The sequence below is a fragment of the Paraburkholderia sp. USG1 genome, from assembly GCF_031570135.1.
Lineage (GTDB): Bacteria > Pseudomonadota > Gammaproteobacteria > Burkholderiales > Burkholderiaceae > Paraburkholderia > Paraburkholderia dioscoreae.
In genome coordinates this window covers 146057-171579 of the sequence record NZ_JAMWXW010000005.1, presented here as the reverse complement: position 1 = coordinate 171579, position 25523 = coordinate 146057, and the positions used below count along the sequence as shown (strand labels likewise).

The window sequence follows — 25523 nt, the reverse complement described above, 5'->3', positions numbered from 1 at the left end:
GTTCCGGCGCTCGGCTTGTTGAAGCGAGACTCGCCTACTTCTTTACTGCAGGCGCCGGCAGGGACAGCAACGTATCCGTCATCGTGTCGGCGAGTCGCAATGCGGACATCGGGCCGCCGAAACCCCAGATATTCCGTTCGACAAGTCCGACGCGCCCCGAACTACGAGCCGGCACGAAACGCCAGATCGGCGAATCGAGTTTGGTGGCGAGCGGAACGTTCTTGTCCGTCGCGCTGACGAACAGCACGGTCAGCTTCGGCTTCTTCAACAGATCTTCAGAACTGACGTACGCGGTGCCTTCGCGAGTCGCTTCTGCCGGCCACAGGTTGAGCCCGAGCGCATGCGCGACACCCGCCGCCGTGCTGTTGCCGGTGAATGCCCAGTAGCGGTCCGGCAAACCCAATTCCTGCAGCCACGCGACCTGTTCGCCGCGGTGGCCCGCTTCGGCGAGGCGCTGGGCGTTGCGGGCAAAACCTGCATCGACTTGGGCCTCGACGGCAGTTGCCGCCTCTTCGCGTCCCGTCAGGCAGCCGATGGTGCGCAGAATCTTGCGACTCCAATCGAGTTGTGTAACGTGGGCGCCGTCTTCGGTAAAGTTCGGGCCGTATTTAAACAGCACGGTCGGCGCAATGCGTTCGAGCGCTGCAAAAATCGGCGCATGCCGCAAGCCGACGCCGAGAATCAGATCGGGCCTCGCCGCCGCGATTGCTTCGAGACTCGGTTCCTGCCGTGTGCCGACATCGGGCACCGACGCGAGACGCGCGTTGTCGTAGCCGATCCACACCGGGTAATACTCGGGATCGGCCATGCCGACCGGCGTGAGGCCGACCGCCGCGAGATCTTCAGCGAACATGAATTCGAGCACGACGATGCGCTTGTGCTGTGCGCGTAGCGATGGACTCGCTTGCGAGACGATCGGGTTGTCTGCGAGCGGTGTGCAGGTTTGCTGCTGTGCTTGTGTGATGCGGGCGCGAGATGGATTACTTGTACCCGCTGCGGGTGCAACGCTTTGACTGCCTTGCGCGAACGCATACGAACCGGAGAACAGTGCGGCCGCCACCGCAACGCTAACGCAAAGCTGCCTGAAACATAGGGGTTTCCTGGTCCGGCGCGACCGTGGCGCTGATATTCGCAATCTCGTCATTGCGGCGCAGCCTGCAATGCGATTTCCGCATCGCTCATCGTCAATAGCAAGGGGCAGCGTCCACACAGTTGCGTCTCTCCAGGAATTTCATAACGTACGCAGCACACCCGCCGTACGCTGAACGGGTTCGGCAAGCTCGCGGCGCGCGGCTTCGCCTGACGCACCGGCAGACGCAGCGGATTCGCCTCGCCATTGGCGGCAAGCGGACCAAACAGCCACGCGATGTCTTCGCTCAGATCGAATTGCGGCGCGCATTGTTCGAACAGGTAGTCCAGCAGATTGCCGGCGTTGCTCCACAACACGCGCGGCGCGATTCGGGTCATTGTGCACAGCGTTTCGATCACCGTATTCAGGTGATCGACGAGCGGTGCATAGCGGCGTGCCGGGTCGCATTCAACCGGCTGCAACGCGGCACGCGCGAAATATGCGGCGATGGGAAGACCGTCGCGCAGCACGATATGCGTGTTATCCGGCGACATGGCAAGCGGACGGCGCAGCAACGCTGCGGCGACGAATCCGGCGGTCGCCGCGAAGCCGAAGTAGTACTTGGTCCATTGCGACAGCAATGCGCGTGCATGCGTTTCGCGCTCGCCGCCGTAGAGCGTGACCATAGCATCGAGCAATTCGGTGCGACGGCCAGCCAGTTCGCTAGCGGGGATCACGGCTAGCGAAGCAGTCCGGTCATCGGCGAGGATCGGTTCCTCTACGGGGTTCGGCGTGCCGAGCCACACGTGCTCGAGATAATGCGCGATCGACTCCGGCGCAAAACCCGCGAAGCATTGCGCTCGCTCGTCGTCGTGGTGGGGTTGCCGCGTCACCGTTTGCCCCGCTTCTCGCGCCGAGCCTCCACGATCAGCAGTGCCAGCAGATAGGGCGCGCCGATCAGCGCGGTCAGCACGCCAGCCGGAATCTCACGCGGCGCCAGCAACGTGCGCGCCGCGATATCGGCCACCACCAGCACCAGCGCTCCACACGCCGCCGCCAGCCACAAGCGTGTGCGATGAGCACGCGCACCGAGCATCGACGCCAGATGCGGTGCCATCAAGCCGATAAAGCCGACCGGCCCCACGGCGGCCACCGCGGCGCATGCCGCCAGCGTCGCCACGCTCAGCACCAGCGGACGCAACACGCTGATCGGCAAACCCAGCGACGCGGCCTGGTCGTCGCCTAGGGCAAGCAGATCGAGCGGCCGCGCGAGCAACGCGAACACCGGCACGGCCAGCACGCACCACGGCAGCAGCGTCGTCACTTCGCCCCAACTGCGCCCATAGGTACCGCCGACCAGCCACACCACGAAGCGCGCGGGCTGCACGCTTTGCTGGGTGATGAGCCATTGCGACAGGGTCGTCCACAGCGTGCCGATCACGATGCCCGTCAACGCAACCGCGAGCGGCGCATAGCGATGGCGGCGATTCAGCAGGAGCGTCAAGGCCAACGTGATGCCGCCGCCCGCGAGCGACGCGGCGGCCAGCGTCGAATGTGCGGCGAGCGGCCACATCACGAGCGCCGCGAGCGTCGCGAGGCCCGCGCCTTGCGTCACGCCCAGCACTTCCGGACCGGCGAGCGGATTGCGCACGATGCTTTGCATCAGCACACCGCTCGCGGCGAGCAACGCGCCCGCCAGCAGTGCGCAAATGAGACGCGGCAGACGCAGATCGAGCAGCATTCCCGCAAGCTCGTCGCGGTGATCGAATGCGGCGAGCCAGCGCTGCACGCCGATCGTCGTCGGACCGAACGAGGCGCCCGCGCACACGATCACGATACCGAGCAGCACCAGCGCGCTTGCCGTCAGCGGCCAGGGCCAGGCATCGGCCATGCGCACGAAGCGCGTGCCCGCGCGCGCAGCAGCTCGCTCCTGGCCGGCGTGCAATGCGCCCGACCACGCGGCGCCGCTGCGGATCATCGCGAGCATCAGCGGTGTGCCGACGAAGGCAATCGCCACGCCGGTCGAAAGTGTCGCGTCGAGATCGAGCGCCTGCACGGCACTGTCGGTGACGAGCACCAGCGCGCCGCCGACGAGCGCGGACAATGGCACGAGCGCGGCCAGCCGCGATGCCTTCGCGCCGCGCATCTGACGCAGCAGGTTCGGTGCGATCAGGCCGACATACGAGAGCGGCCCAGCCACACTCACAGCGACGCTCGCGAAGCCCACCGCCACCACCATCGCCGCGAGCCGCGTGGCATCCACGCGAACGCCGGCCGCTGCTGCGGCGTCGTCGCCGAGCGCGAGCGGATCGAGCGGGCGAATCACGAAGGGCAACGCGACCAGCGGCAACACGAGCCACGACGCGGCGGTCTTCAAGCCGGCCGCGCCGGGTTGATAAAGGCTGCCGCTCGCCCACAACGACACACCGACGATGCTCTGCTCGAAGAACGCGAGAATCAGCGTGGTCAGCGCGGAAAACAGCAGCATGCAAACGCTGCCAGCGAGGATGAGCCGCAACGGCGTCGCGCGCCAGCCGCCGGCGGCCGCGGCCACGCACGCTGCCGCGCCGAGACCGCACACGAACAGCAGCGGCACGGACGCCGCGCCGGCCAGCGAAGGCACCAGCATCGCGGCAAGCAAGCCGAGCTGCGCACCGCCGGTAATGCCGAGCAGATCCGGCGAAGCCAAAGGATTGCGCGTCAGCGACTGGAATAAGGTGCCGGCCACCGCGAGGCAGGCGCCCGCCGCCAATGCCGCCAGAATGCGCGGCACGCTCAGGTCGAAGAGCAGAATGCCGGCGAGTTGCGCGGCGTCGCTGCCTGCGGGCGCGGCGAGCCAGGCACGAAAACCGGGTGCAAGACGCATCACGGCCACGACCACGATCAACGCCGACAGCGCGGCGCCGATTGTCGTAACGCGGCTTTTGACGGGCGCACGGTAGCTGTCGCTGTCCACCGACGGCGCATTACGGCGCAGGCGTTTGCGCGCTGCAAGCGTCGTCATGCGGCGAGGTCCTTGCTCGTGGCTTCTTCGTGAAGCGAGGCGGAAGCCGTGTCGAGATCCGCCGCTTCGCCTTCATAGGCCGGCACGCACATCGGCGCGCCTGTTTGCGGGTGCGCGATCTTGAGCATCGGCACGCCGAAGGTCTCGCTCAGGTGACGCGGGTCGAGCATCGCATCGGGCGAGCCTTGCGCGACGATGCGGCCGGCGCGCATCAGCACGATGTCGTCGCTGTAGGCCGCTGCCTGGTTCAGCTCGTGCAGCACCCACACGATCGTGAGGCCGCGCTCACGATTCAGGCGCCGCAACTCGCGCAGTATGTCCAGTTGATGATGGATGTCGAGGTAGGTAGTCGGCTCGTCGAGCAGCACGATCGGCGCCTGCTGCGCGAGCGCCATTGCGATCCACGCGCGTTGCCGTTCGCCGCCCGAAAGCGCGGCGACGTCGCGCGCGGCATCGGCGGCAAGGCCGCTGGTGGCGAGCGCTTCGTCGATTGCCGCATGGTCGGCGCGCGACAGTCCGCGAAGCCAGCCGCCGTGCGCGTAACGACCGTACGCGACCAGTTCGCGCACGGTGAGTCCCGAAGGAATCTGGTTGAACTGCGCGAGCATGGTCAGCGTGCGCGCCAACACGCGCCGCCGGTGCGAAGCGAGCGGCACGCCGTTGACTTCGACACTGCCGGACAGCGCCGGTTGCAAACCGGCGAGCGTGCGCAACAACGTGCTTTTGCCGCAGCCGTTCGGTCCGCACAAGGCCGTGACGCGGCCGGCTGCGATGTTCAGGTTCAGACCGTGGAGCACGACGTGATCGCGATAACCGACCGTCAGCGAATGCGCCGCGAGCGCCGCGCCCTGCGATTTCGTCATGGCGCGGCCGTCCGTTTTTCGCCTTCGGCTTCGCTGTAGCTTCGCGCCATCGCCACCACGACCTTGCGCGGCCCTTCGAACGGGTCGCGTGCATGTGCGCTCAGCATGTTGTCGAGCATAAGCACGTCGCCGGTCAGCCACGGAAACACGATACGCTGCTGATCGAGCACGCCGCGGATTTCCGCGAGTGCGTCCGCTTCGAGCGGTTCGCCGTCGCCGTAATAGACGTTGCGCGGCACGTTTTCGAGGCCGACCGAATCGATCAGCGCTTCCTGCATGTCTTCATCGAGCGACGAAAGGTGGAACAGGTTCGCCTGATTGAACCAGACGTGCTCGCCCGTGCGCGGATGGCGTGCCACCGCCTGGCAGCGCTCGCGCGTACGCAGCAGCAGTTCGCCGTCCTCGCTATCGCGCCATTCGCATTCGATGCCACGCGCGCGGCAAATCCGCTCGACCGTGCGCGGGTCCGCCGAGCCGAACGCCTGCTCCCACGGAAGATCGAGCCCTTGCCCGAAGTTGCGTACGTACAGCAGCTCACGCTTCGCGAAGCGATCGACCAGCGCCGGATCGAGCGCACGGTAGATCGCGCGGCTATCGGCAATCGGCGTCGCGCCGCCTGAACGCGCGGCCAGTGCGCAGTGGAACCAGATACGTAACGGCCATTCGCGCGTGTACGATTGTTCGTTATGCAAAGGAATCGAGCGATGCGGCGGATATTCCGTCGAGGTGTACACCGCGCCTTCCACCTGGCTGCGCGGCGTCGAGGCGAACTCGTAGCCGATCAGCGGATAACCGAACGAGCCCGCGAAGCTTTGAAACGCGTCGATCGAGGCTACCTGGAAACCGGTGAACAGCACACCGCCCGCGCGTTCGAGCGTGTCGTCGACGATCGCGCGCAGCAGCGGTGCCGCTTCTTCCAATGAAATCGCCGCGCCCGCGCGCGGCGAGACGACAGTCGGCAGGCCCGGTTCGATCGTCAGATCGGCGAGCGTGGGCTGCGGCGTCGAAAGCATGGTCATACTCTGGATCCTTTTGCTGAAGCGGCGTGGCCGGGCGCATGCCCCGAGGCCGCCGGATTGCACGGCACGCGCTTCAGGCCGTCCCGTCCATATGCCGGCGCAAGCTGGCCGGGCGCATATCGGTCCAGACCGTCTCGATGTGCGCGAGGCATTCGGCCTTCGGGCCGCGCACGCCCACTTCGCGCCAGCCGGCCGGCACGTCGCGGAAGGACGGCCAGATCGAATACTGTTCTTCGTCGTTGATGACGACCGTGTAGGCGAGATCGTCCGCCTCGCCGGCTGCCGTGCTGGAACTCTGCTGTGCTTGCGTCATGATGAAAGGCTCTGTCGATGAAAGGTCAGGAAGCGCCGGGACAGCGCGCTCGCCGGTCCGGCACGGCGGCGCCCGCATTCCGCGCGCACCGCTTCTATTCAGTTGACGTTTGATGCGCGCGCTTTTTTACCGCCGACGCGCGCGGCCGTTGCAGAACGCGGGACCGGCGACGCCACGATTGCAGGCGTCGAGGCAATCGGCGCAATGCTTCTCGGCGTCGCGCACCATGAAGTGCACCAGCGTTTGCGAGACGTCGAGCGCGCGTGCCGTGCTTTGCAGCGTTTCCTCGCGCAGCCGCACCATTTCGAATGCGGCGCGGCTGCGCGGCGGCAACTGGTCGAGCGCGTTGTAGACGTGCCGGAGCGTGTCCCGCACGAGCAGCGCGGCTTCCGGCGAAGGTTCCGGCGATGGCACGTGCAGGCCGTCGTCTTCGTCGGCGTGATAGGTGTTTTCCAGGCTCTGGCGGCGAAAGGCGTCGATCGACGCGTTGCGCACCATGCGCGTTACGTAGGCTACGGGTTGGCGCACCGCGTCCTGATCCGGAAAGTCGATCAGCTTGATGAAGACGTCGTGCACCACGTCTTCGGCGAGGCTCGCACAACCCACGAAACCGCGCGCCAGATTGACAAGCATCGGGCGATTGTCGATCAGCACGTCGAGCAGCGTGCCCTTCTGCCAATCGCCCGAATGTGAGTGGGCGCGGGCGCGCCGCGAAACGGGTGGACAGGCGCCGCCGGTGCTGAGAACCGATATCGGCATCGCTGTTGAAGGCTCTCGCTGGACGAGCACCTCAGCCATAGATTCGCTCCGTTTTCTCAAAGGACAGGGCGCCAATCTAACGTAAACGCGAATCATTCTCAATCAAGATTTGGAATAACCTTACAATTTCCAATAGCTTTGTCTGATGATTCGGAAGGCATCGAGGAGGTGGGCTGCACCGAGGTGTTCGTGGGCGGCGCCGGCTGCTTGTCATGTGCTGACTTGGCCAGGCTCTTGCACTGTTACGTTGGACGCCGGCGTTACGTAGCACGTGAGTGGAACACGGCCTCTACCGTTGTGACAAAATTGGTGTTTTTTCGCGGTAAATTTAATTTCTGGCCAGTTCATTCGATATATCTGCGATTAGGCTTCCCCGCCTCGCCATAACCTGCATTTGGCGTGCAACTTGCGTTGACGTCCCCATCAATAGTCGTTCAACGGGGATACCATGAAGAAATTTGCCAGTCGGACAGCCATCGCTGTTGCGACATCCACATTGCTCGCGCTCTACGGTTGCGGGTCGACTCTTAACACTCCAAGTATCGGCGGGGGCGGATTGGGTGGTACTTCGGGGTCGGGGACTTCGGGGACTTCCGGCACTTCAGGTACTTCTGGCACTTCTGGCACCTCTGGCACCTCTGGCACTTCTGGCACTTCTGGCACCTCTGGCACCTCTGGCACCTCTGGCACCTCTGGCACCTCTGGCACCTCTGGCACCTCTGGCACCTCCGGCACCTCCGGCACCTCCGGCACCTCCGGCACCTCCGGCACTTCTGGCACTTCCGGCACTTCCGGCACTTCCGGTACTTCTGGCACCTCTGGCACTTCCGGCACTTCCGGCACTTCCGGTACTTCCGGTACTTCCGGTACTTCCGGTACTTCCGGTACTTCCGGTACTTCCGGTACTTCCGGTACTTCCGGTACTTCCGGTACTTCGGGTACTTCGGGCACCTCTTCCACCCCCATCGGCAACATCATCACTCAGGCCAGTAATCTCATCACAGCCATCGGCACGACAGCCGCCGATACCGGCACCAAGATCAGCGGCACCTCGGTTCCCGGCGTCAACGGCGCAACGACCTCGAACCTCGGCAACGCGCTCACTGACCTCGGCAACGGCGTAAAGGTGCTGGGTAACGGCACCGCCGCGGGCCTCGGCACCGTCGGCAGCGCGGCCAATCCGCTCGGTCCGACGCTGACTTCGACTTCCGGCGTCGTCGCTAATACCGGTGCCGCCGTGACCGCGCTGGGCGGCGTGGTGAACAGTCTCGGCAGCGGCCCGTTGAAACCGCTTTCCCCAGTGACGTCGACGCTGGGCAGCGTCGTCGGCGGTGTGGGCAGCGGCGTCACGGCTGTGGGCTCGGGATTGAATACCGCGCTCACCAGCGCGCCAGTCCAGCAGATCGAAACACGGCTCAGTTCGGCGATCAACCCGATCACCACCGCCGTCTCCAACACGACGCAGACGCTCGGCAACGCGACAGGTCTCGGTGCACCGCTCAACAACCTGCTCGGCACGCTCGGCAACGGACTCAACGTGGCGGGCATCAAAGTGTCGGGCGCCACCGGCGATCAGGTCGGCAAGGACGTCGGCGGCGTCGGGAGCCAATTGGGCAAAACCCTGACGAGCACGGGCGGCCTGTTCACCGGCGCGACCACCAATCCGCTCGCGCCGATCACGGGCTTGCTCGGGCCGCTCGGCGGACTCGGCGGCGCAAGTGGCTCGGGCGGCGTCTCCATCCCGCCGTTGACCGGCCTGATCGGCAACCTCGGATCGCTGGGCGGCGCAGCGGGCGGCACGGGTGGCGCCGGCGGCGCGGCCGGCCTACTCGCGCCGCTGACCGGCCTTCTCGGCAAGGTCGGCTCGCTAGGCGGGACATCGGACACGGGCGGTCCGCTGGCACCCGTCGCCAACGTGGTCGGCTCGTTGACGGTCAACGTCACAGGCGGTGTCAGCGCCGGCGGTTCGTCGGGCGGCACGGCTGCCAATCCGGTGACGGGCCTCATCAGCGGCTTGACTGGCGGCTCGGCCGGCGCCGCAGGCAGCAGCGGCTCGGGTAACAAGAATCCGCTCGCGCCGGTGACCAACCTGGTCGGCGGACTGCTCGGCGGCGTCGCGGCGGCCGGCAAATAAGCGTTACGCAAGCACGGCGGCCGGGCACCAAAAAATCAACAACCCGGCCGCCTTCGATGTCATGACGACGAGGGATGACATGAACTCCACATTCGATACCGTCGCGCGCGTGCACGACCCGCGGCCCCGCTCGGCGACACCTTTTTCGATCGGCCTGCTCGGGATCGCCGTCGGATTGCTCACTCTCTGGTTGCTGCGCGACAGCAGCTCGCTCGATGGCGCGACGCGCAGCACCGTCGCCTGTCTGGCCATCATCGCCACAATTGCCGCTTACGAGCTGTTCGTCGCGCGCGTCTATTTGCGCCCGAGCGCCGGCCTCGCGAGCCGGGCGGTGCGGCCGCTGAGCATCGTGCGCGTCGAATTGCGCCTCGCGGCTCTGGCCTCGGTGTATGCGGGCATCGGCGCGCTTTACTGGCTGCTGCCCGAATATCACGGCGCCTTCTACAACCCGTTCTGGTCGCTGCTCGGTACGCTCGCGCCTTATGCGCTCATCGCGGCGCCCTTCTATTTTGCGTGGATGGACCGGCATCAGCGCGAAACCGATGACGCGTACCTGCTATGGGCGCGCTACCTATTCCGCGGCGGGCGTCCCGCGAACTGGCGCCCGGTGCGCGAGATGTTGGCGGGCTGGATGGTGAAGGCGTTCTTCCTTCCGCTGATGATCGTCTACCTGTCCACCAATGCGGATCACCTCAACGCGTCGTTGACCACCGCGCTGAACGCGCCGTTTTCGCTCGCGACATTCCGATTCGTGTACGACCTGTCGTTCGCAATGGACCTGATGTTCGGCACCGTGGGTTACATCTGCACGTTGCGCATACTCGACAGTCACGTGCGCAGCGCGGAGCCGACGACGTTGGGTTGGCTCGTTGCACTGATCTGCTATCAGCCGTTCTGGTCGCTCATCTCGAACCAGTACATTCACTACGAAGGCTCGGTGTTCTGGGACAACTGGCTTATTTCGATGCCGGTTGTGCGAATCGTGTGGGGCGCGGTCATCGTCGCTTTGCTGCTGTGCTATGCGCTTGCGACTATCTCGTTCGGTTTGCGGTTTTCGAATTTGACGAATCGCGGGATCATTACTTCGGGACCTTATCGGTTCACCAAGCATCCCGCTTATATCGCGAAGAATCTGTCTTACTGGATGGTGACGGTGCCGTTTATCGAGCCGCTGGGATGGCGAGCGGCGGTGACACATTGCGCGGCGCTACTGGCTGTGAATATGCTTTATTTCTTGCGGGCTAAGACAGAAGAAAAGCATTTGATGAATGATCCGGAGTATCGGGAGTACGCGGAGTGGATTGCGCGGAATGGGGTGTTTGCTAGGTTAGTGCGAGTGTTTGATTGAGCGACGAAGTCTTAGAGAAAAGCCTGCGTTTCAATACCCTTTCAGATCAAACAATGTCGACGCGCCAATTTATTGAGTTAGAAATTGACTGTATAGTTTAACCATCAATCTTCACCCAAACGATGCGTTTTACTAGGAAGAGCACGAGCTGTGGTCTTTAGGAATCTCATAGGAACTTCTTAAAACTCTTAATTGAGCATCTATTGTATTTAGTGAAGAGGATCGAGGCTTAAGGTGAAACTGACCGCGGACACCGGGCGATCGAAAAGGAGATACACGCAGGAGAAGAAGCGCGGGCCAGGAGTGCTACCTGACCTTGCCCCTGTTTAGCGAATCCCATAGCTGAGGGATTTATGCGGCTCGTCCCTGTTGAGCGGCGAACCAGTTTTTCTCGAACGTCATGGGGCTGACGTAGTCGAGCGTCGAGTGTAGCCGGCGTGAATTATAAAAGCCAAGCCAGTCGACGATTTCATCCATTGCTGCACGCCGGGTCGCGAAGTGCCGGCCATGCAGGCGTGCAACTTTCAACGAACCCCACAGGCTTTCGGTCGGTGTATTGACGCTCCTATGTCAAGCGACGGCCGTCGAATCGGCCAGATCGGCCAGAATGAGCGGGTACAGCTCCCGAACGATATAGCGTTTCAGGCAGCGGTGGATTTCCTTGTTCGACATGCCTTCTTTTGTCCGGCGATCAACGTAGGCTCGAGTACGCGGATCACTGCGCATGCGTACCATTGCAATAGTCCATAGGGCATTGTTTGCAGACCGGTCGCCGCCCCTGTTCAAGCGATGGCGGACCGTCTTGCCGGACGACGCCTGTAACGGACTTGTGCCGCAGAGTGCCGCCAGCGCCGCCTCACTTTTCAGGCGTTCAGGATTGTCACCCGCCACAGCAACCAATACTGCCGCGGTCTGCGGGCCGACGCCGAATCTTTCACGTAGGCGGCGGGCATGCTGGCTTGTCAGGCTTTCAAGCATTGCATCGAGCGCTTTGAGTTCTTCTGCCAGCGTCAACCAGCGCTTCGCCAGCAGTCGCAGCGTCGCCGTCAGCGTTTGCAGCATTGGCGTTTTGCCCAACGAGCGCACTCGGGCACAACTCTCAACGCATTCTGCCGTCTTTGCTTTCAGAAGACGGTCACGGATTTCCTGAGGGGCACTCACGAGCAAAGCGCGTAACTGGTTGATAGCCTGCGTCTTTGCCTTGCCGAGTGCCCAGAGTTCCGACTTCCAGAAGAAAATCCGCAGGTCTTCAAAACCGTTGATGGCGTCAGCCGACGCTTCACGTTCGTGCACATCATCGACCATGGCCTTTTCCATGATCTCAAACCGGTCGTTCAGTTTGACGATGAAATTACGCGTGTCGTGGCTTTGCCCTTCCACGATAAACCAGCCGTTGCGAACCAGACGATAATTCACCGTTCTGACGGTGGCGACATAAGAGTTGCCGTCGGCGACAATCGACGGATTGCACGAATAGTATTTCCCGCCGAGGTCGACCTGCTGGGAATACAGGCCGAAATCTTTTAAGACGAGCGGCTCTGAGCAACGAACTTTGTAGCGATGCAAAATTTTTGAGCGCGTCCAATAGAATCCGGACCGATCAAGAACATTCAGTTTTATTTTCGCAAGAAGCTTGTGGGTCTTGCTATTCTTGTTCAAGTTCAACATTTTTATTTGAAGTCTCGGATTGGCAACAGCGGCGAATTGGTTGTAAGCAACACATAGAGTCGCATCGCCCAGATCAACCTTGCTGGTCGTGCTCATCAAAAAGCATTGATTGAACTTCGCGTGCTCGAGTACTCTGAAGCCGGCGAAATCGATCGCAAGCAACGGCAATCTCTGCCTCGACGGAATCCTGATGCGCAAGCAACCAGTCATATCGTTCGATGAGCGCGCCGCCGCTAACTCCGACCGTATCTATAGCAAGCTTGGATTGTCCAATCGATTCAAGAAAATCGAAGCATTTCGGTTGATACGACAGTGACAAATTTGCCACGCCTTGCGCGCAGGCCAATACGGTTGCGTGGAGCCGCTGTCCCACGACCAGATCACACCTTGCAAGCTGAGAGCACACGCGACTCACATCCTCATTGCAGGGCAACAACCGAAAGCGGTCCGGCTTACCCAATGCAAAATACAGGCGTTTCCCCAGTTCCGCGTCAATGGCGTGAAGGCATACATACATGATTTCCGCCCCCTGTTTCAGGACGTGACGAGCCAAATCAAGCGCCGCGTCAAAAACCGCAGGGGCGCCGCCGTCGACCGGATCGTGACTACCCAAGTTAAGTCCTAGAACAAACTTCTCACTGTTCCTTCGCCGGGGCAGCTTCGGCAGTGACAATGCGGGATCACCGATAATTTCCACATTGCGAATGCCTTGACGATCAAGCGACTCGGCCGAGCGCGGTCCGCGCACGCCAATGTAGCGCGCTTCCCTTAACAGATCAGGCCAAAGTGCCGCGCCGCCTCTCAGCTTATGCTCGGGGAAACGCGACCAGAACGTCGAATCAGAGACGCCCGTTCCGAACACTGCGAATGGAGCACCCTTGCTGTGCGCACGAACGAGTGCGTCGTAATAGGGCATGACGTTAATCAGCGTGCCGCCACCGAGCAGAGTTGGCGCGACTTCCTGCCTGCGTCTCGCCACCCATGACAGAGCTGAAACGTCGTCCTCCAGCGTCATGAGCAGTTTCGGAAAAAGCACGTCGCGAAAAGCCTCATACAACGCGTCATCACCAACGTTACCGTGCCCGACCCAACCGATGTAACTGCAAACAGCTGTTTCGCCAGTCATCGCACGTTGATAGTCTTGCCAGCGACGCACTCCATGAAGCCGCCGCCAACGTCCCAAACGTCTTCTGAGCGCCAGACCCAGCTGCAACGGTTTCAACACCGCGTCTGTCATTTTCGCACCCGTTCCCCGAATATTCTGGTTATCCACGGAAACGCCGGTCGATGGCGAAGGCCCGCTTGCGTCGTCAAGCTGCAAAACCGGCTTCCTTATTGAATCTTTCATTGCTATCGAACCCCTTCGACCAAATTTATTTAGTTTTTCTACGTGCCATATGCGACGTTTGCGTGTCCATACGCTAGCTCTCTACACTCTTGAAACCTCGCTCTCTGCATGCCGCATATCACCATATCCGCCAACAAACATAATCCGCCCACCGTCCAGCTCAAAAATCTTCGTACAGCCCGCGAGCGTACTGGTTCGATGCGCGATGGCGATAATCGTGATATCCGGATCCAGGCTTTCGATGCCTTTGATGACCGCTTCCTCTGTTTCGCTATCGAGCGCGCTCGTCGCTTCGTCGAGGACAATCACACTCGCCTTTTTATAAAGCGCCCGGGCGATGCCTAGACGTTGCCGCTGCCCCCCCGACAACCGAATCCCGCGTTCGCCCACCGGGGTGTCATACGCCAACGGCCAGCCGTCTATCAGGTCGGAGATCTGCGCCAGCCTCGCAGCCCGGCGAACCTCATCGACGTTGATCTCGCCCCTGCGAACGCCAAAGGCGATGTTCTCCATGACAGACTGATCGGAAAGGTAAATATCCTGCGGCACGTGCGCGATGTTGGCTCGCCACCGCTGGTGATTCTCCTGGCAAACCCCGACCCCATCGACTTGAATGATCCCGCGACTCGGTTCGAGCAGGCCCATCAGAATATCCATGAGCGTCGACTTGCCACTTCCCGTTTTGCCAACAAAACCGATTCGCGCGCCCTTTCTGATCTCGAGATTGATGTCTGACAGCACGCTCGGTGCATCATTGGCGTATTTGAATTCGACGTCGCGAAACACAATGCTTTGCGTGAAAGGCAAAGGAGTGACCTTGGCGCGCGGCGCAGCACACGTGCGCTCTTCGCTGAGAAAGTCGAGTGTCTCCCGTGAGCTCGCCGCCGCGGACTGCATTGCCGACACCGCGTAATACGCCTGATGCAGAACCGGCAGAAGGCGCTGAGCGCCAAGTGCCAACGCGCCGAGTGTCGGCACGACCGCGGCGATGCCGCCATGTCCCCTTGCCAGCACCAGAGCCAGAAGCGCGATGAGCGCCATACCCAACGACTCCATTGCAAAGCGTGGGCTCTGCGAGAGAAACGCGTAACGGCCCTGAGCGTCGCGCAGTTTCTTATCGGCCTGGCGATAGCATTCCACGTACTCGCCGTGCGTTCCGTCCAGAATGACGTCGCGAATACCTCCCAGTCCTTCCTGCACCGCCTTCACGACGAGTGCCTTCTGCGACGAAATCTCGCGCCCGCATTTTTTCAAGCGTTTCTTCGAGACGATGAACGCCAGGACATACAGCAGTCCAAATCCTGTCACCGACAGCAACGTGGCCAGAGGACTGACATAGAACATTGCCAGGGAAATCACGGCCGCCATGAAGACAGCGCTCATCAAAAGCAGCGCGGGCATTAGGATGCCATCGATCACGAGGCCCGTCTTGTAAGACACCGTATTGATCAATTCGCTACTTTTCGAAGCAATGTGTCGCGAATAAGGAAGCCCGAGAATGCGATCGTAGACGTCGACGCTCAAATCCGAGCCCAGCGAAAAAGCAAAGTGATTACTGGCCCACAGCAACAGTACACGCATTGCGCCCGCGAAAATTGCTGCGGCCGCAAAAACAATCGCGAGCGGTGCGAGCAGGTCTTGCGCGGTCGTCACGCCGAACGCGCCCGCGGCAGCGCGCACGAACCCGTACTTCATGACTTTTTCAGGGTCGGCAAGCAACGCGAGAAAGGGGAAGATCGCCCCGACGCTCAGCACCTCCGAGCATGAAACCACTATCATCAGCACAAGCAGCGACAGGAGTTTCATGCGATGGCTTCTGCTCAAGCATCGCCACAACATCAAATAGATTTCGCGGTCCATTGCAATTCCTCAAAAGGCCATTCTAATTATTGAAAAGTATTGAAGGCTTGGTCTTTCGACGTCCAGAATACAGGTGAATCACTTTAAATCGCCCGGTCGAACCATCGTCGCCCGAGCTTATTCAAACTTCCGATACGGCACATTCCTCGAGCGAAATCGGCACGGAATTTCCGTTCAATGTGTCACGCAGCACCTGAAGTTGCGCCTCATGCCAGGCGTGCGCGGACTGGCGAGAGGCCACTCCTTGGGACGCTCTGAGCTCGGCATCACGCACGAGTCGTATCACCACATCGGCAAAACCCTGTGCGTCGCGATCGTCCACTATCGTGACACCACGCAGGTAGTTGGACGACAGACCACGGGCACCGAGACGGGTTGTCACAACCGGCAAACCATACTGCATGCTTTCGAGCAACTTGATGTTGATGCCCGTACCAAGCAACATCGGATTGACCGAGATCGGCGCAACCGAGAAGGCTTCGGCCAGATCCTTGACCCGTCCACGCCGGAGGAGGTTGGGATGGGCGTCGATCGCGGTGGCAATGCTGCCCAACAGATGCAACTTGAATTGGGGCACCTCAGCCGTAATGCGCGGCATCACGTCGTTCATGAAGTAAGCCAATGCGTCGCGGTTAGGCTGAGTGTCGCTGCCGAGAAATGCCGCATCGGCATAGGCCCTGCTATCTGTACCCGTGGCCGGTTCAAGCAGATGACTAATCACCGCAACATTCGGTCCCCCATCTGCGAGGCGCGCGGACAGCACCGCACCTTCTTCCGATTGAATCGCCACGACGACATGTGCCCGCCGGAGCCCTCTTTCCTCGTGGCGTGGAGAAATCGAGAACATGTAGTTCTTCGCTCCGGGGCGTCCAATGAAAGGAATATGCCGGTCGGCAAAAATGTCGTGCGTATCGAGTACCTTGATCACGGAGTCGGGAAACGCATCGAGCGCCCGCGAGTAAAAGACATACTCGACGAATACCGCGTCGAACCCGTGCTCATCCTGCAGGTGGCGCAACTGGTTCGAAAACGTCACGCTGTACAGTTCGTCGAGACCCGTGTAATAAGCCTCCTGACGAGCTAATAAGCGCTCTGCCGCGCGCTTCAGCAACCATGCGACGCGCTTGACCCGGTACGCCCAGAGTGCAGACCCACTGCGTCGCAAGACCGTCACGCCAGCAGTCTCAAATTCGTTGAGGTGCGCCTCCATGTCGAAAGGTTCGGGCTGACGGCTCTCCAGATAAATGAAATGCACCTCGTGGCCTAGCGAGCGGATCGTCCGCGCAAGATTCAGGACACGGCTTCGATTTCCCGCGTTAAGCGGAAAGAGAGGAATTGGAGAAACAATAGCAACTTTCACGGTGCATTCCCGTTGAGCATGGCCGAAGTAGCGGCAGTGGCCGCGTCGTGACGAACAGCGACGAAGCGATCGATCAGGAAACGTTGTCCTTTAGCGAAACCAAGGCCGTGCACATAGACGCCACGTTCATGGTCGGTACTGTATGAAAACGGGCCCCCGGGCGCCGCCAACCAGCCATATGCCGTGCCGGAAAGCGTCGATACAGGCGTGTCGATGCGGCGCGTCATCGGCGGATAGGCACCGACGCGAATCGCCGCGGCCGGTGGCACGAGAGCCGCGTCCGGCGTGCGGACTTCGACGAAGAGATCCCAGTTGCCCTCTCGCGGCAACTTGTCGAATTTGAGTTGGACGCCCCACGCCTGTGAATCTCCGCCTAGCGACACCGCGCCACCGCGTACCGCTTCGGAATCGGCCACGATGCGCGCGCTATCGTAGAGGTTCAACTTGAGCGCGCCGATCTCCCTCCAGTCAGCTTCCTTCAATTTGGCGACCAGGCTTGGAGCCGTGCCCGGCCCCTCACGCCACGCCACATCGAGTAAATCCCGAAGCGCGCTCAAATCGCCGCTCTGCCGGTATTTCGTCACGTGCGCCGCGGCGAGCGCGCTAGATAGACGAGCCCTGCGCGCGGCGATATCCATGTCCCAACCATCGCGCTGCGCACGCTCGGCGTAGTGCGAGCGCAGCGCGAGAATGACGAAATCGAGCGACATGCGCGTCTGGCGGACCCGCGCGAGCTTCGTCGAGTCACCGGCCACCGCGCGCTCAGCCGAATCGAAGTCCTGATCGGATCGCCGAACGAACTCATACGTGTACATCGGGGCGTCGACAGGCGTTTGCTCCGCGAGCACGTCGCCGGTGGTCCGCGCGGCCTCATGCATCCGGTCGATATAGCGGACGATGTCCTGCCCGGCCGCGCCGTAGTACGCGTCGCAATACTGCCGCACGAGCCCTCGCACATCGTCGGAAGGCGACCAGAGTTGCCGCGCGACAAGCCAGACGCGCAGGCTCGAAAACTCGCCGCCGCGCGATTGCCAGTCGCCTTCGCCGAAATAACCTTCGACATGGGGAAGCGTCGCCAGCCACGCAATGCTGCGGCCGATAGGGTAGAGATTCGGCGTGGGTTGCAAATACCCGCCAAAATTGACGATATGGTCCCAGACGAGCACATGCTTCGCAATCTCGTTCCATCGCCGGATGCCTTGACCGAGCGGCACGTTTCGCCCTTCGTTCAACGCAGTGCTGTAATCGACCTGAATCGTCATCGGATAAACCAGAACGTCGTCAGGCACGGTCATGCCTTCCGGCGGCATGAAGCCCCAGTGGTAGGCTGGCATCGCAAAGCGTGCGTCAGGAATGGACTGCCGCACGCGCGATGCCACGTCCGTGACCATGTCGAGAAACGCGGCCGAGGGTGCGCCGCCGTGCGCGTCGGCGAACGCGCGGCTCGCCGCGTCCATGTCCCATCCCCAGTCCATATCGTGAATGCCAAACCAGATTGGCGAGAGGGCGTTGAGTGCTTGCAGTCGCTGAACGATCTCCTGCGCCATGACACGCCGCACGTCGGGCGACATCATGGCGAGCTGCCCGCCGCCAAACCAGTCGGGATGCGCCGCTGCGTATCGCGAGCGCGGCACGAGCGACCAGAAATCGAAGTCGCCGCCGCGCGCGAGCCAACGGCGGTCCCACATATCGATTCCTGGCGGCGACGGCCGGAACGATGTGCCATGCGACTCGCCATTCAGCAAGTTATGCGCGCGAAACGGTTTGTCCTCGCCCTCGGCGCTGAGCACTTCCCGATAGGCAAAGCGCGGTTTCTCGCTAATAGTGCGACTCGAAACGCGCAACGTCCGCGTGACCGGCACCTCCTCGGCGTCCGGCGCGAGCCACTTCACGCCGAGTTCACGGTCCAGCCACCAGTCGACGCCAAACAACGTACCGCGCGGCGTATTGCCGGAAATAATCAGATTTCCCGACCATTGGCAGATGACAAAGCCATCGTCCCCCAGCTCGGCATCGCGTCCGTTGCCGCAATGTTGCACTGCGCCCTGACCGCCGACGACGATCGCCGGCAGGTCGCCCGTATCCTCTTCCACCACGGTGAACCGCGCGGTCGAGATGCGGGACAGGTAGTCACCAAGCTCGGCCGCCGCGTGCCGCGTCACGGCATCCGCCGCACCGGCGCGGATCACATAATGCGCATGGCCATTGTCGGCGAGCGTGATGAAATCCTGGCGCGCGGGGACTGCCGCGCTTCCCGCCAATGGCGCCGGCGGCGACGTGCCGGCGGCGACCGCGCAAATGGTTGCGAGTACCGCCAGCGTGGCGAGCTTCATCATCTGCAAGCGGAATCGAATCGACGTATTCACCGCGAGATTCCCGAGATGCCCGGCGGCAGCGAGAAAGGCACCTGGAATTTGCGCCGGAACCGTAACAGGCTGCGCAAATGATGCCGGCCGGCGCCCGACAACGGACCTGCCGCGGACTGTCGCTGATGCAAATGGACCAGCTTCACCCCGGGCATGCACAGAACCCGATAGCCGGCTAGCCATGTGCGCGCGCACAGATCGACGTCTTCCATGTACAGGAAATACGCCTCGTCCATGCCACCGAGCGATTCGTACATTTCACGGCGCACAACGAATCCCGTGCCCATGACCCATTCGGCGTCGAAGGCATCGTCGCGTCCCCATGCCTCGACCATGAGGTGATTCTGCAGACGCGCCCTGAAGGGCGCCATGCGGCCAAGCGCGGTGCGTCGCCCCAGGATGTCGAGCCAGCTGTAGAAGCGCCGTGCGGAATACTGGCGGCGTCCGTCGGGGTATTGCAGATCGAGACCGACCAGACCGGCTTCCGGCCGCGTGTCGAGCAGTTCGAGTACCGCCGCTAAACGATTCTCCGTGAATCGCGTGTCGGGATTAACAACCAGGACATAGTCCCGCCGGCACGCCGCCATTCCGAAGTTCACCCCCGATCCGAATCCACGATTCGAAGCGGCCCGAAGCAGGCGGATGCCTGCGGGCAAACTGGCACGGAAACGGGCGTATGAGTCGTCCGGTGATGCGTTGTCGACTACGACCACGTCCTCGGGAAGCGCGACATTCAGTTCGAGCAATGATGCCACGCAGTCTTGCGTCAATTCCGGCGTACCGTAGTTGACGATAATGACGTTCAAGCGTCCTTGTGTATTCACCCTTCACCCCGGATCGTATGTTTTATTTCTTCCACTCGCACAACTAACGCGATTTCCCGCATGCACTGCCAACGTCGTCGACGAGCGACCACAGCTTCGCCGCCGACTCATCCCAATCGAAGTGCCTAACGCGTTCATATCCGCGCGCGATCAACTTCGCACGCCACACGTGGTCCCGGCCGAGCTCCTTCATGGCTGTCGCGACGTCGTCCACCGACAGCGGATCGACGAGAACCGCTGCCTGCCCCGCCACTTCGGGCATCGCCGACAGGTTCGACGTCAGCACCGGCACACCCGAGGCCATGGCCTCCAGAATCGGAAGGCCAAATCCTTCGTATAGCGACACGAACGCCAGGAAAAGCGCACCGCGATAGAGCTTCGGCATTGCTTCGTTCGGCAGCACGCCGGTGAACGCAAGCGCCGCCTCGCAGCCGCAACGGCGCGCATGATCAACGAGAGAGGAGTCGGGATTGCCTGTGAGAAGCAAACGAATACCCGATCGCTCCAACCCGCTGGCACCAAACGCCTCGATCAACCGATTCAGGTTTTTGTACGAGCGGCGATTGCCCGGATAGAGCACGTAGGGAAAGGGATAGTCGAGCGTCTCGCGATTACGCGCATACGCAGCGTCAACACCGTTGACGATCACGTGCACTCGGTCCGATGGCATGCCTGACCATTCGAGGAACTCGTTGCGGGTGAATTCAGACACACAAACCACTGCCGCGCATTGGCGGTAAAGCGCCCGGAACACCAGGTCGTAATAGATCCGGTGCGTGCGGCCGTAGAAATGACGATGCGTCAGGTCGTGCACTGTCACTACCGACTGCAAACGCTCAGGCAACGAACCCGCCGGGGGTACGAACCCGGGATTCCAGAACACGCCTTCGTGCGACGAATGGGCACGCAGTGCACGTCTCAACGCGAGCGGCGTCAACGGACGCGCGACTCCGCCTGCAACGGAGAGCGACTCGATTTCGATCTCCGACGGCGCGCGGGAGATGTACGCCTCCATGACGTTGTAGATCCCCGTGCCAATCGGCCAACGCAGATCGGCGTACACGGCCAACGTCTCGCGGCGGCGCGGCTGGGCGGCCATGGCGGGATGGCGTGCTTCGGCAACGTGCATGGTTCAGTCCATCCAGCCAAGTAGTCGTTGAGATGCCGCAATCCAGTAGTACCGTGCTTGTGCCGGGCAATATCGAATGCATGAAAGCAGGCACCCGGCGACCGGGCGGCCAACCATGTAGGCCACGTAATGCGCGGGGTAACGGTTCAGCCTCAACACCCGGCCAAAGCCGCGGTTGTAGCGGCGACCGCGATTGAATGCCTGCTCGTCCAGAACGGCGAGCGGCTCGGGGTGATGGATCCGAAGGTCCGCTTCGTAACGCACCCGGTGTCCACGCGCCAGAACGCGCAGCAGGTAGTCGACTTCCTCTCCCGATCCCCAGCGCGAATGGGTTCCCACACCGAGTTCGATGTCGAAGTCTCCTGCGGCCTCCACTGCGGCGCGGCGCAAGAAAATCGTGTACGCCGTCGCGCATGTCCAGATGTTGAACCGGTCGACATCCTGCGCGTGGATCGCCCAGCGGCCTTGCGATGGCGTGCCGTCAGCGGCAACGCTATTGCCCGTCAAACCGTCGATGCCGGGATTGGCCGCGAACTGCTCCGCGATGTACTTCAGCGTGCCCGGTTTGTACCAGCAGTCGTCGTCAGGAAATGCCACGATCGACCCCGTCACCGCCCGTAGACCAACATTGAGTGCGCGTGATTTGCCCTTTTCGCACCGCAGATGCACGATAGAAAGCTGATCTTTGTACCGATCGATCACCCTCTCCACACGGTCGTCGAGATTCTGGTCGACGACGATCACTTCGAGATCCGAATAATCCTGGAGCACGATCGAATCGAACAATCGCACGATCTCGTCGCTACGTCCGAGCGTCGCCATGATGAGAGAAAATTTCATAGGAAAGAGCCCCGAATGGAAGACTGGCGGCGAGAAGGCATGACCTCCTGAACCGGCGCGAGGCCGGGTCGCCGGCTCAAGCTTGCGGACATCGCAAACGACACCAGTACGCCAAGGAACAGGTAGGAGGTTTCACTCTCGTGCATGGGATTGACGAGTGACCACGCAGCGAGCGGAATCATCATCAGCGTGGCCCGCCGGCCCAGCCCGAGGCCTGCGAAGAAGACCGCCCACGCGAACAGGCCGAACGGTCCGGCGACCAGCATCAGATCCAGCGGCGAACAGAACACCGCGTTGGTTCCTTCGCCCAGCCCTCTGACGTCCACGGCCGAGTGCGCAAAGTGATACTCGACAAAGCCGAGCCCGTGCCCGAGCCAGTCGTGCGCGAGCAGCTTGACCGACTCGATGAAGGCGAGTCCGCGCTCCTCCTGGAGCTTGACCTGCAACAGGTCACCCGATAATTCGCGCGAGAACTCATACACGTAAAAGGCCGCACCCGTCGCAATCAGCAAGGCCTTTTGCACCATGTATCCACGAACTTGAAGCAGCAACACGATTCCGCACGGAATCAGGACCGTTTTCGATTCGCTGAGCAAAGTCACGGCAAGCCCCAGCGAGAGGAACCACAAAATATCCGGTATGCGCCGCGGCGATTGAAGAAAGCACAGGTAGCTCGCCAGGAAGAATGTGGCGGCGAGCCAGTTGCGTTCCTTGAACGAGCCATGCAGTGCGCCCTGCATAAAGTCGACTTGCTGATACAGCACCGGCACGTTCAGGTATTGCAGGCACACCTGATAAAGCAGAAAGCCCCACAGCACCAAATAGCCATACGGCAGCAACCGCGTCAGATAACGCTGGCCGAAATAACGCCCAATCAGATAGAACGCTGGAAATACGAGCGAGAACTTGATGATCTGCTCGGGCGCCTTGATATGCGAATAGCCAGAGAACCAGGTAAGCGCGAGCGTCACAGAGAGGAACAGGCCATAGCTCCATAGTTCCCAGCCGCTCACCGTAACGCGCCGTTGCACGAGCAGAAGCGGCAGCGCCACCACGGCGAATAGTTGCGCCAACTGTGCGCCGCCAACCTGAACGAACTGGATCGTCAACAGGAAAAGCAGCACGATAAAAACCCAATCCGCGGCGTCGCGTCGTGCGCGGACACGCGGCAACGGTGCACGCGGTCGGCGCGCCGGTTCACGAGGATGTCCGCTCGCGGCCACAGGCCTTAACGGAGGGATGCGCAGGTCAGCGTTCATCGCAGGCTCCCTGCTGCACACGAACACCTCGCGGTATGTCGAGCAACGCATGCGAGGACACGGCGATCCATGTCGATGTAGCGGAAAGAGTACTCATCCCGGCCTCAGACCTCGGTCTCATACGCGTATGCGCCTTCGCCATACGAGCCGTACACGGCCTGACGACGCGGCACATCGTTGAGCACCACACCGCCGATCTGGATGCCGGCATTACGCAGGCGCCGTTCAGCCTCGCGGATCTCCGGCATCGAACTGCGGCCGTGACGCACGCACAGCAGGGTCGTTGCACCGAGCCGGCCGATGGCGGCGGCATCGTGCAATGCCAGGATAGGCGGTGTGTCGACCACGACGATGTCGTAACAACGCGAGGCGGCCTCCAGTACGGCCTTGAAGCGTCCGTCGTTCAGCAATTCCGCCGAGCGCGCCACGACACCTCGCGGCAGCACGTCGACGCCCGCGACCGAGGTACGGTTGACCGCCCGCTCGAGCGACCCGCTCGTAATCGCGTCCGGCAGGCCCGGCGTGGCTGACACACCAAAGTAACGATGCACCTGACCGCGCCGCATATCGGCATCGATCAGCAGCACGCGCTTGCCACCCGAAGCGAACACCGCAGCCAGGTTGGCGCTCAGGAACGACTTGCCGGCGCCGGGCTGGGAACTCGTCACCATGATGACGTTGTTGTCCGCCTGGGCCATCGTGAAATGCAGCGTCGTGCGCAGACTGCGCACTGCGTCGACGGTCAGATCCTCGGGAATATCGAGGGCGAGCACGTGCAAACCTTGATCGTCAGCGCGCTGGCGCCGTGCGATACGCCCCTGCTGACGGCTGTTCGGAATGACCGCATAGACCGGCACACCCAGCGCCTGCTCGAGTTGCTCGGAGTGTTCGACACGTCCCCACACCGCGCGCAGCGAGAACGGCGCAGCAATACCCAGCGCCAGCCCCACGCATAAGGACAGCGCCAGAACGAGAGCCTGCCTCGGTTTCACCGGCTTGACAGGCAACTCGGGCACATCGACGATGCGCACGCTGCCGATCTGGCCTTCCTCGACGACCTTCAGTTGCTGCCCGGTGTTCAGCAGGTTCGTATAAAGTTCTGTATTGACCCGGACCTCGCGCAGCAAACCGAGCCCTTCACGCTCGGTCTGGGGCAGTTTTTCGGCTCTCGCCTTCAGCGCGCCGTCCTGCCCTTCGAGTGCCGACAGGCTCTGCTGCAGCGAAATGACGGCCGGGTGAGTATCGGAGTAACGCGCAACCAGATCGATCTGTTTCTGCTTCAGATCGAGGATGCGGGTCTGCACATCGACTTCCTGGCCGAGCAGCAGACGACCCTGCTCGTCGAGATCGACTGTTCCGGAGCGCTGCCGGAATGCCGTGTAAGCCGCCTCGGCGCGTTCGAGAATGGCGCGCACTTCCGGCATACTGCGCCCGAGCGAGTTCAGCGTCGCATGCGCTTCCTCGTTGCGGTAGTCCTTGTTTTGCTGCACATACGCATGGACCACCGCCGAGAGGATCATTTCGATACGAGACTTATCGTCGCCTTCGAGCGTCACGGAGATGATGCCTGACTGCTTGGCTTTCTCTTCGACGTTGAGCTGGCTTTGAAGCTGCGTCACCGCTTCGAGACGTGGAATGCGCACAAGGCTGAATTGGGTTTCCGGTCGCGCCTCGAGCGTCGTCACATGCAAGGAGATCGGCTGCCGGTGGTACATGCCCGTGGCCTCTTCTCCCGCGCGGCCGTGCAGCACGACCTCATCGTGCTCGTCGGTCAGGACATAACGGCCATCGCCCTGGGCCGTCAGGGTGAACTTCTCCCCCATCAGCCGGCCGTTGTCGGCCTCGCCCTGCGTCCCGCTCAGCATCGTGAAGCGATCGACCTCGATGCGCTCGCCACCCCACGCGAAGTGCGGCAACCCAAAGCGTGCGTCCGCCACTCCGCCGTCTTTGTACATGCGCGCAATCCAGCGACCGATGCCAAGGAAGTAGCGCGGTCCGGCAACGATATTCAGATGCAGACGGTCCACCACCGCATCGATCACCTTACGCGAGCGAACCAGTTCAAGTTCCGCGGCGGCGCTGCTCTGCGTGTCGAGCAAGGCGCCGATGTCGCGAAGCGGCGTCTTGCTGACGTTGCTCGGGTCGTCGACCTGGATAGTCGAATCCACCTGATAAATCGGTGTGCCGAATACGACGTATGCAAGGCCGATCGAGAATGTACACAGCGTGATGGTCAGCACGAGGCGCCAGCGAGTCAGGACGATATCCACGTAACTCGACAGAGGAACATCGTCAGAGGCCGGCTCAGTCACGCGTGAATCCGCGAAATCCATCGTGACTCGTCCGTTGTGTCTTAAGTT

Annotated in this window: 19 protein-coding genes and 1 pseudogene; 2 read left to right on the top strand and 18 right to left on the bottom strand. The window is 61.8% G+C overall.

Annotated elements, in window-relative coordinates; genetic code table 11:
- Positions 1–34: 34 nt before the first annotated feature.
- The 7 genes from NE850_RS08900 to NE850_RS08870 all read right to left on the bottom strand — a co-directional run bounded on the left by NE850_RS08900 (position 35) and on the right by NE850_RS08870 (position 7066).
- Positions 35–1144: an iron-siderophore ABC transporter substrate-binding protein gene (locus NE850_RS08900; RefSeq protein WP_310698647.1), complete on the bottom strand. Its 1110-nt coding sequence runs from the start codon at positions 1142–1144 to the stop codon at positions 35–37.
- On the bottom strand, positions 1141–1962 hold the full coding sequence (gene fhuF, locus NE850_RS08895) for a siderophore-iron reductase FhuF (RefSeq protein WP_165189226.1): 822 nt from the start codon (positions 1960–1962) through the stop codon (positions 1141–1143). Before fhuF ends, NE850_RS08900 begins: the two co-directional genes overlap by 4 nt.
- Positions 1959–4073, bottom strand: coding sequence for a Fe(3+)-hydroxamate ABC transporter permease FhuB (gene fhuB / locus NE850_RS08890; protein ID WP_007178207.1), 2115 nt, complete (start codon positions 4071–4073; stop codon positions 1959–1961). The genes fhuF and fhuB overlap by 4 nt, the downstream gene beginning before the upstream one ends.
- Positions 4070–4936: an ABC transporter ATP-binding protein gene (locus tag NE850_RS08885; protein WP_007178208.1), complete on the bottom strand. Its 867-nt coding sequence runs from the start codon at positions 4934–4936 to the stop codon at positions 4070–4072. The genes fhuB and NE850_RS08885 overlap by 4 nt, the downstream gene beginning before the upstream one ends.
- Entirely contained in the window at positions 4933–5955 is a 1023-nt protein-coding gene (locus NE850_RS08880) for a TauD/TfdA family dioxygenase (RefSeq protein ID WP_007178209.1), read from the bottom strand. Before NE850_RS08880 ends, NE850_RS08885 begins: the two co-directional genes overlap by 4 nt.
- A 73-nt stretch (positions 5956–6028) precedes the next feature.
- Entirely contained in the window at positions 6029–6268 is a 240-nt protein-coding gene (locus tag NE850_RS08875) for an MbtH family NRPS accessory protein (RefSeq protein WP_007178210.1), read from the bottom strand.
- Positions 6269–6394: 126 nt separating this feature from the next.
- Entirely contained in the window at positions 6395–7066 is a 672-nt protein-coding gene (locus NE850_RS08870; protein WP_007178211.1) for an RNA polymerase factor sigma-70, read from the bottom strand.
- Positions 7067–7475: 409 nt separating this feature from the next.
- On the opposite strand from NE850_RS08870, the gene NE850_RS08865 reads away from it, so the two are divergent.
- Positions 7476–9161 (top strand): collagen-like triple helix repeat-containing protein, encoded by a 1686-nt coding sequence (locus NE850_RS08865; RefSeq protein ID WP_310698646.1) that lies wholly within the window; start codon positions 7476–7478, stop codon positions 9159–9161.
- Between the two features lie 79 nt (positions 9162–9240).
- Positions 9241–10509 carry an isoprenylcysteine carboxylmethyltransferase family protein gene (locus tag NE850_RS08860; protein ID WP_165189235.1) on the top strand — a complete coding sequence of 423 codons (1269 nt, stop codon included), beginning with the start codon at positions 9241–9243 and terminating at the stop codon, positions 10507–10509.
- Positions 10510–10860: 351 nt separating this feature from the next.
- Here NE850_RS08860 and NE850_RS08855 read toward each other — a convergent pair.
- The 11 genes and pseudogenes from NE850_RS08855 to NE850_RS08805 all read right to left on the bottom strand — a co-directional run.
- Positions 10861–11067, bottom strand: a pseudogene (locus NE850_RS08855) (IS3 family transposase); the annotation flags it as partial.
- Between the two features lie 12 nt (positions 11068–11079).
- On the bottom strand, positions 11080–12273 hold the full coding sequence (locus NE850_RS39435) for a transposase (RefSeq protein WP_405044810.1): 1194 nt from the start codon (positions 12271–12273) through the stop codon (positions 11080–11082).
- Positions 12251–13525 (bottom strand): polysaccharide pyruvyl transferase family protein, encoded by a 1275-nt coding sequence (locus NE850_RS08845; RefSeq protein WP_165189249.1) that lies wholly within the window; start codon positions 13523–13525, stop codon positions 12251–12253. Before NE850_RS08845 ends, NE850_RS39435 begins: the two co-directional genes overlap by 23 nt.
- Before the next feature lie 81 nt (positions 13526–13606).
- Positions 13607–15385 carry an ABC transporter ATP-binding protein gene (locus tag NE850_RS08840; RefSeq protein WP_232064387.1) on the bottom strand — a complete coding sequence of 593 codons (1779 nt, stop codon included), beginning with the start codon at positions 15383–15385 and terminating at the stop codon, positions 13607–13609.
- A 121-nt stretch (positions 15386–15506) separates the two neighbouring features.
- On the bottom strand, positions 15507–16745 hold the full coding sequence (locus NE850_RS08835) for a glycosyltransferase family 4 protein (protein WP_165189255.1): 1239 nt from the start codon (positions 16743–16745) through the stop codon (positions 15507–15509).
- Entirely contained in the window at positions 16742–19111 is a 2370-nt protein-coding gene (locus NE850_RS08830) for a DUF4838 domain-containing protein (RefSeq protein WP_232064388.1), read from the bottom strand. Before NE850_RS08830 ends, NE850_RS08835 begins: the two co-directional genes overlap by 4 nt.
- Positions 19108–19917, bottom strand: a complete 810-nt coding sequence (locus NE850_RS08825) for a glycosyltransferase family 2 protein (RefSeq protein WP_232064389.1) — start codon at positions 19915–19917, stop codon at positions 19108–19110. The genes NE850_RS08830 and NE850_RS08825 overlap by 4 nt, the downstream gene beginning before the upstream one ends.
- Positions 19918–19978: 61 nt before the next feature.
- A complete protein-coding gene (locus tag NE850_RS08820) occupies positions 19979–21064 on the bottom strand; it encodes a glycosyltransferase family 1 protein (protein ID WP_165189261.1) in 1086 nt (361 codons plus the stop codon).
- A 3-nt stretch (positions 21065–21067) separates the two neighbouring features.
- Positions 21068–21904 carry a glycosyltransferase family 2 protein gene (locus tag NE850_RS08815; protein WP_165189264.1) on the bottom strand — a complete coding sequence of 279 codons (837 nt, stop codon included), beginning with the start codon at positions 21902–21904 and terminating at the stop codon, positions 21068–21070.
- Positions 21901–23163, bottom strand: coding sequence for a hypothetical protein (locus NE850_RS08810; protein ID WP_165189267.1), 1263 nt, complete (start codon positions 23161–23163; stop codon positions 21901–21903). The genes NE850_RS08815 and NE850_RS08810 overlap by 4 nt, the downstream gene beginning before the upstream one ends.
- Before the next feature lie 104 nt (positions 23164–23267).
- Positions 23268–25496: a polysaccharide biosynthesis tyrosine autokinase gene (locus NE850_RS08805; RefSeq protein ID WP_165189719.1), complete on the bottom strand. Its 2229-nt coding sequence runs from the start codon at positions 25494–25496 to the stop codon at positions 23268–23270.
- Between the last annotated feature and the right edge of the window lie 27 nt (positions 25497–25523).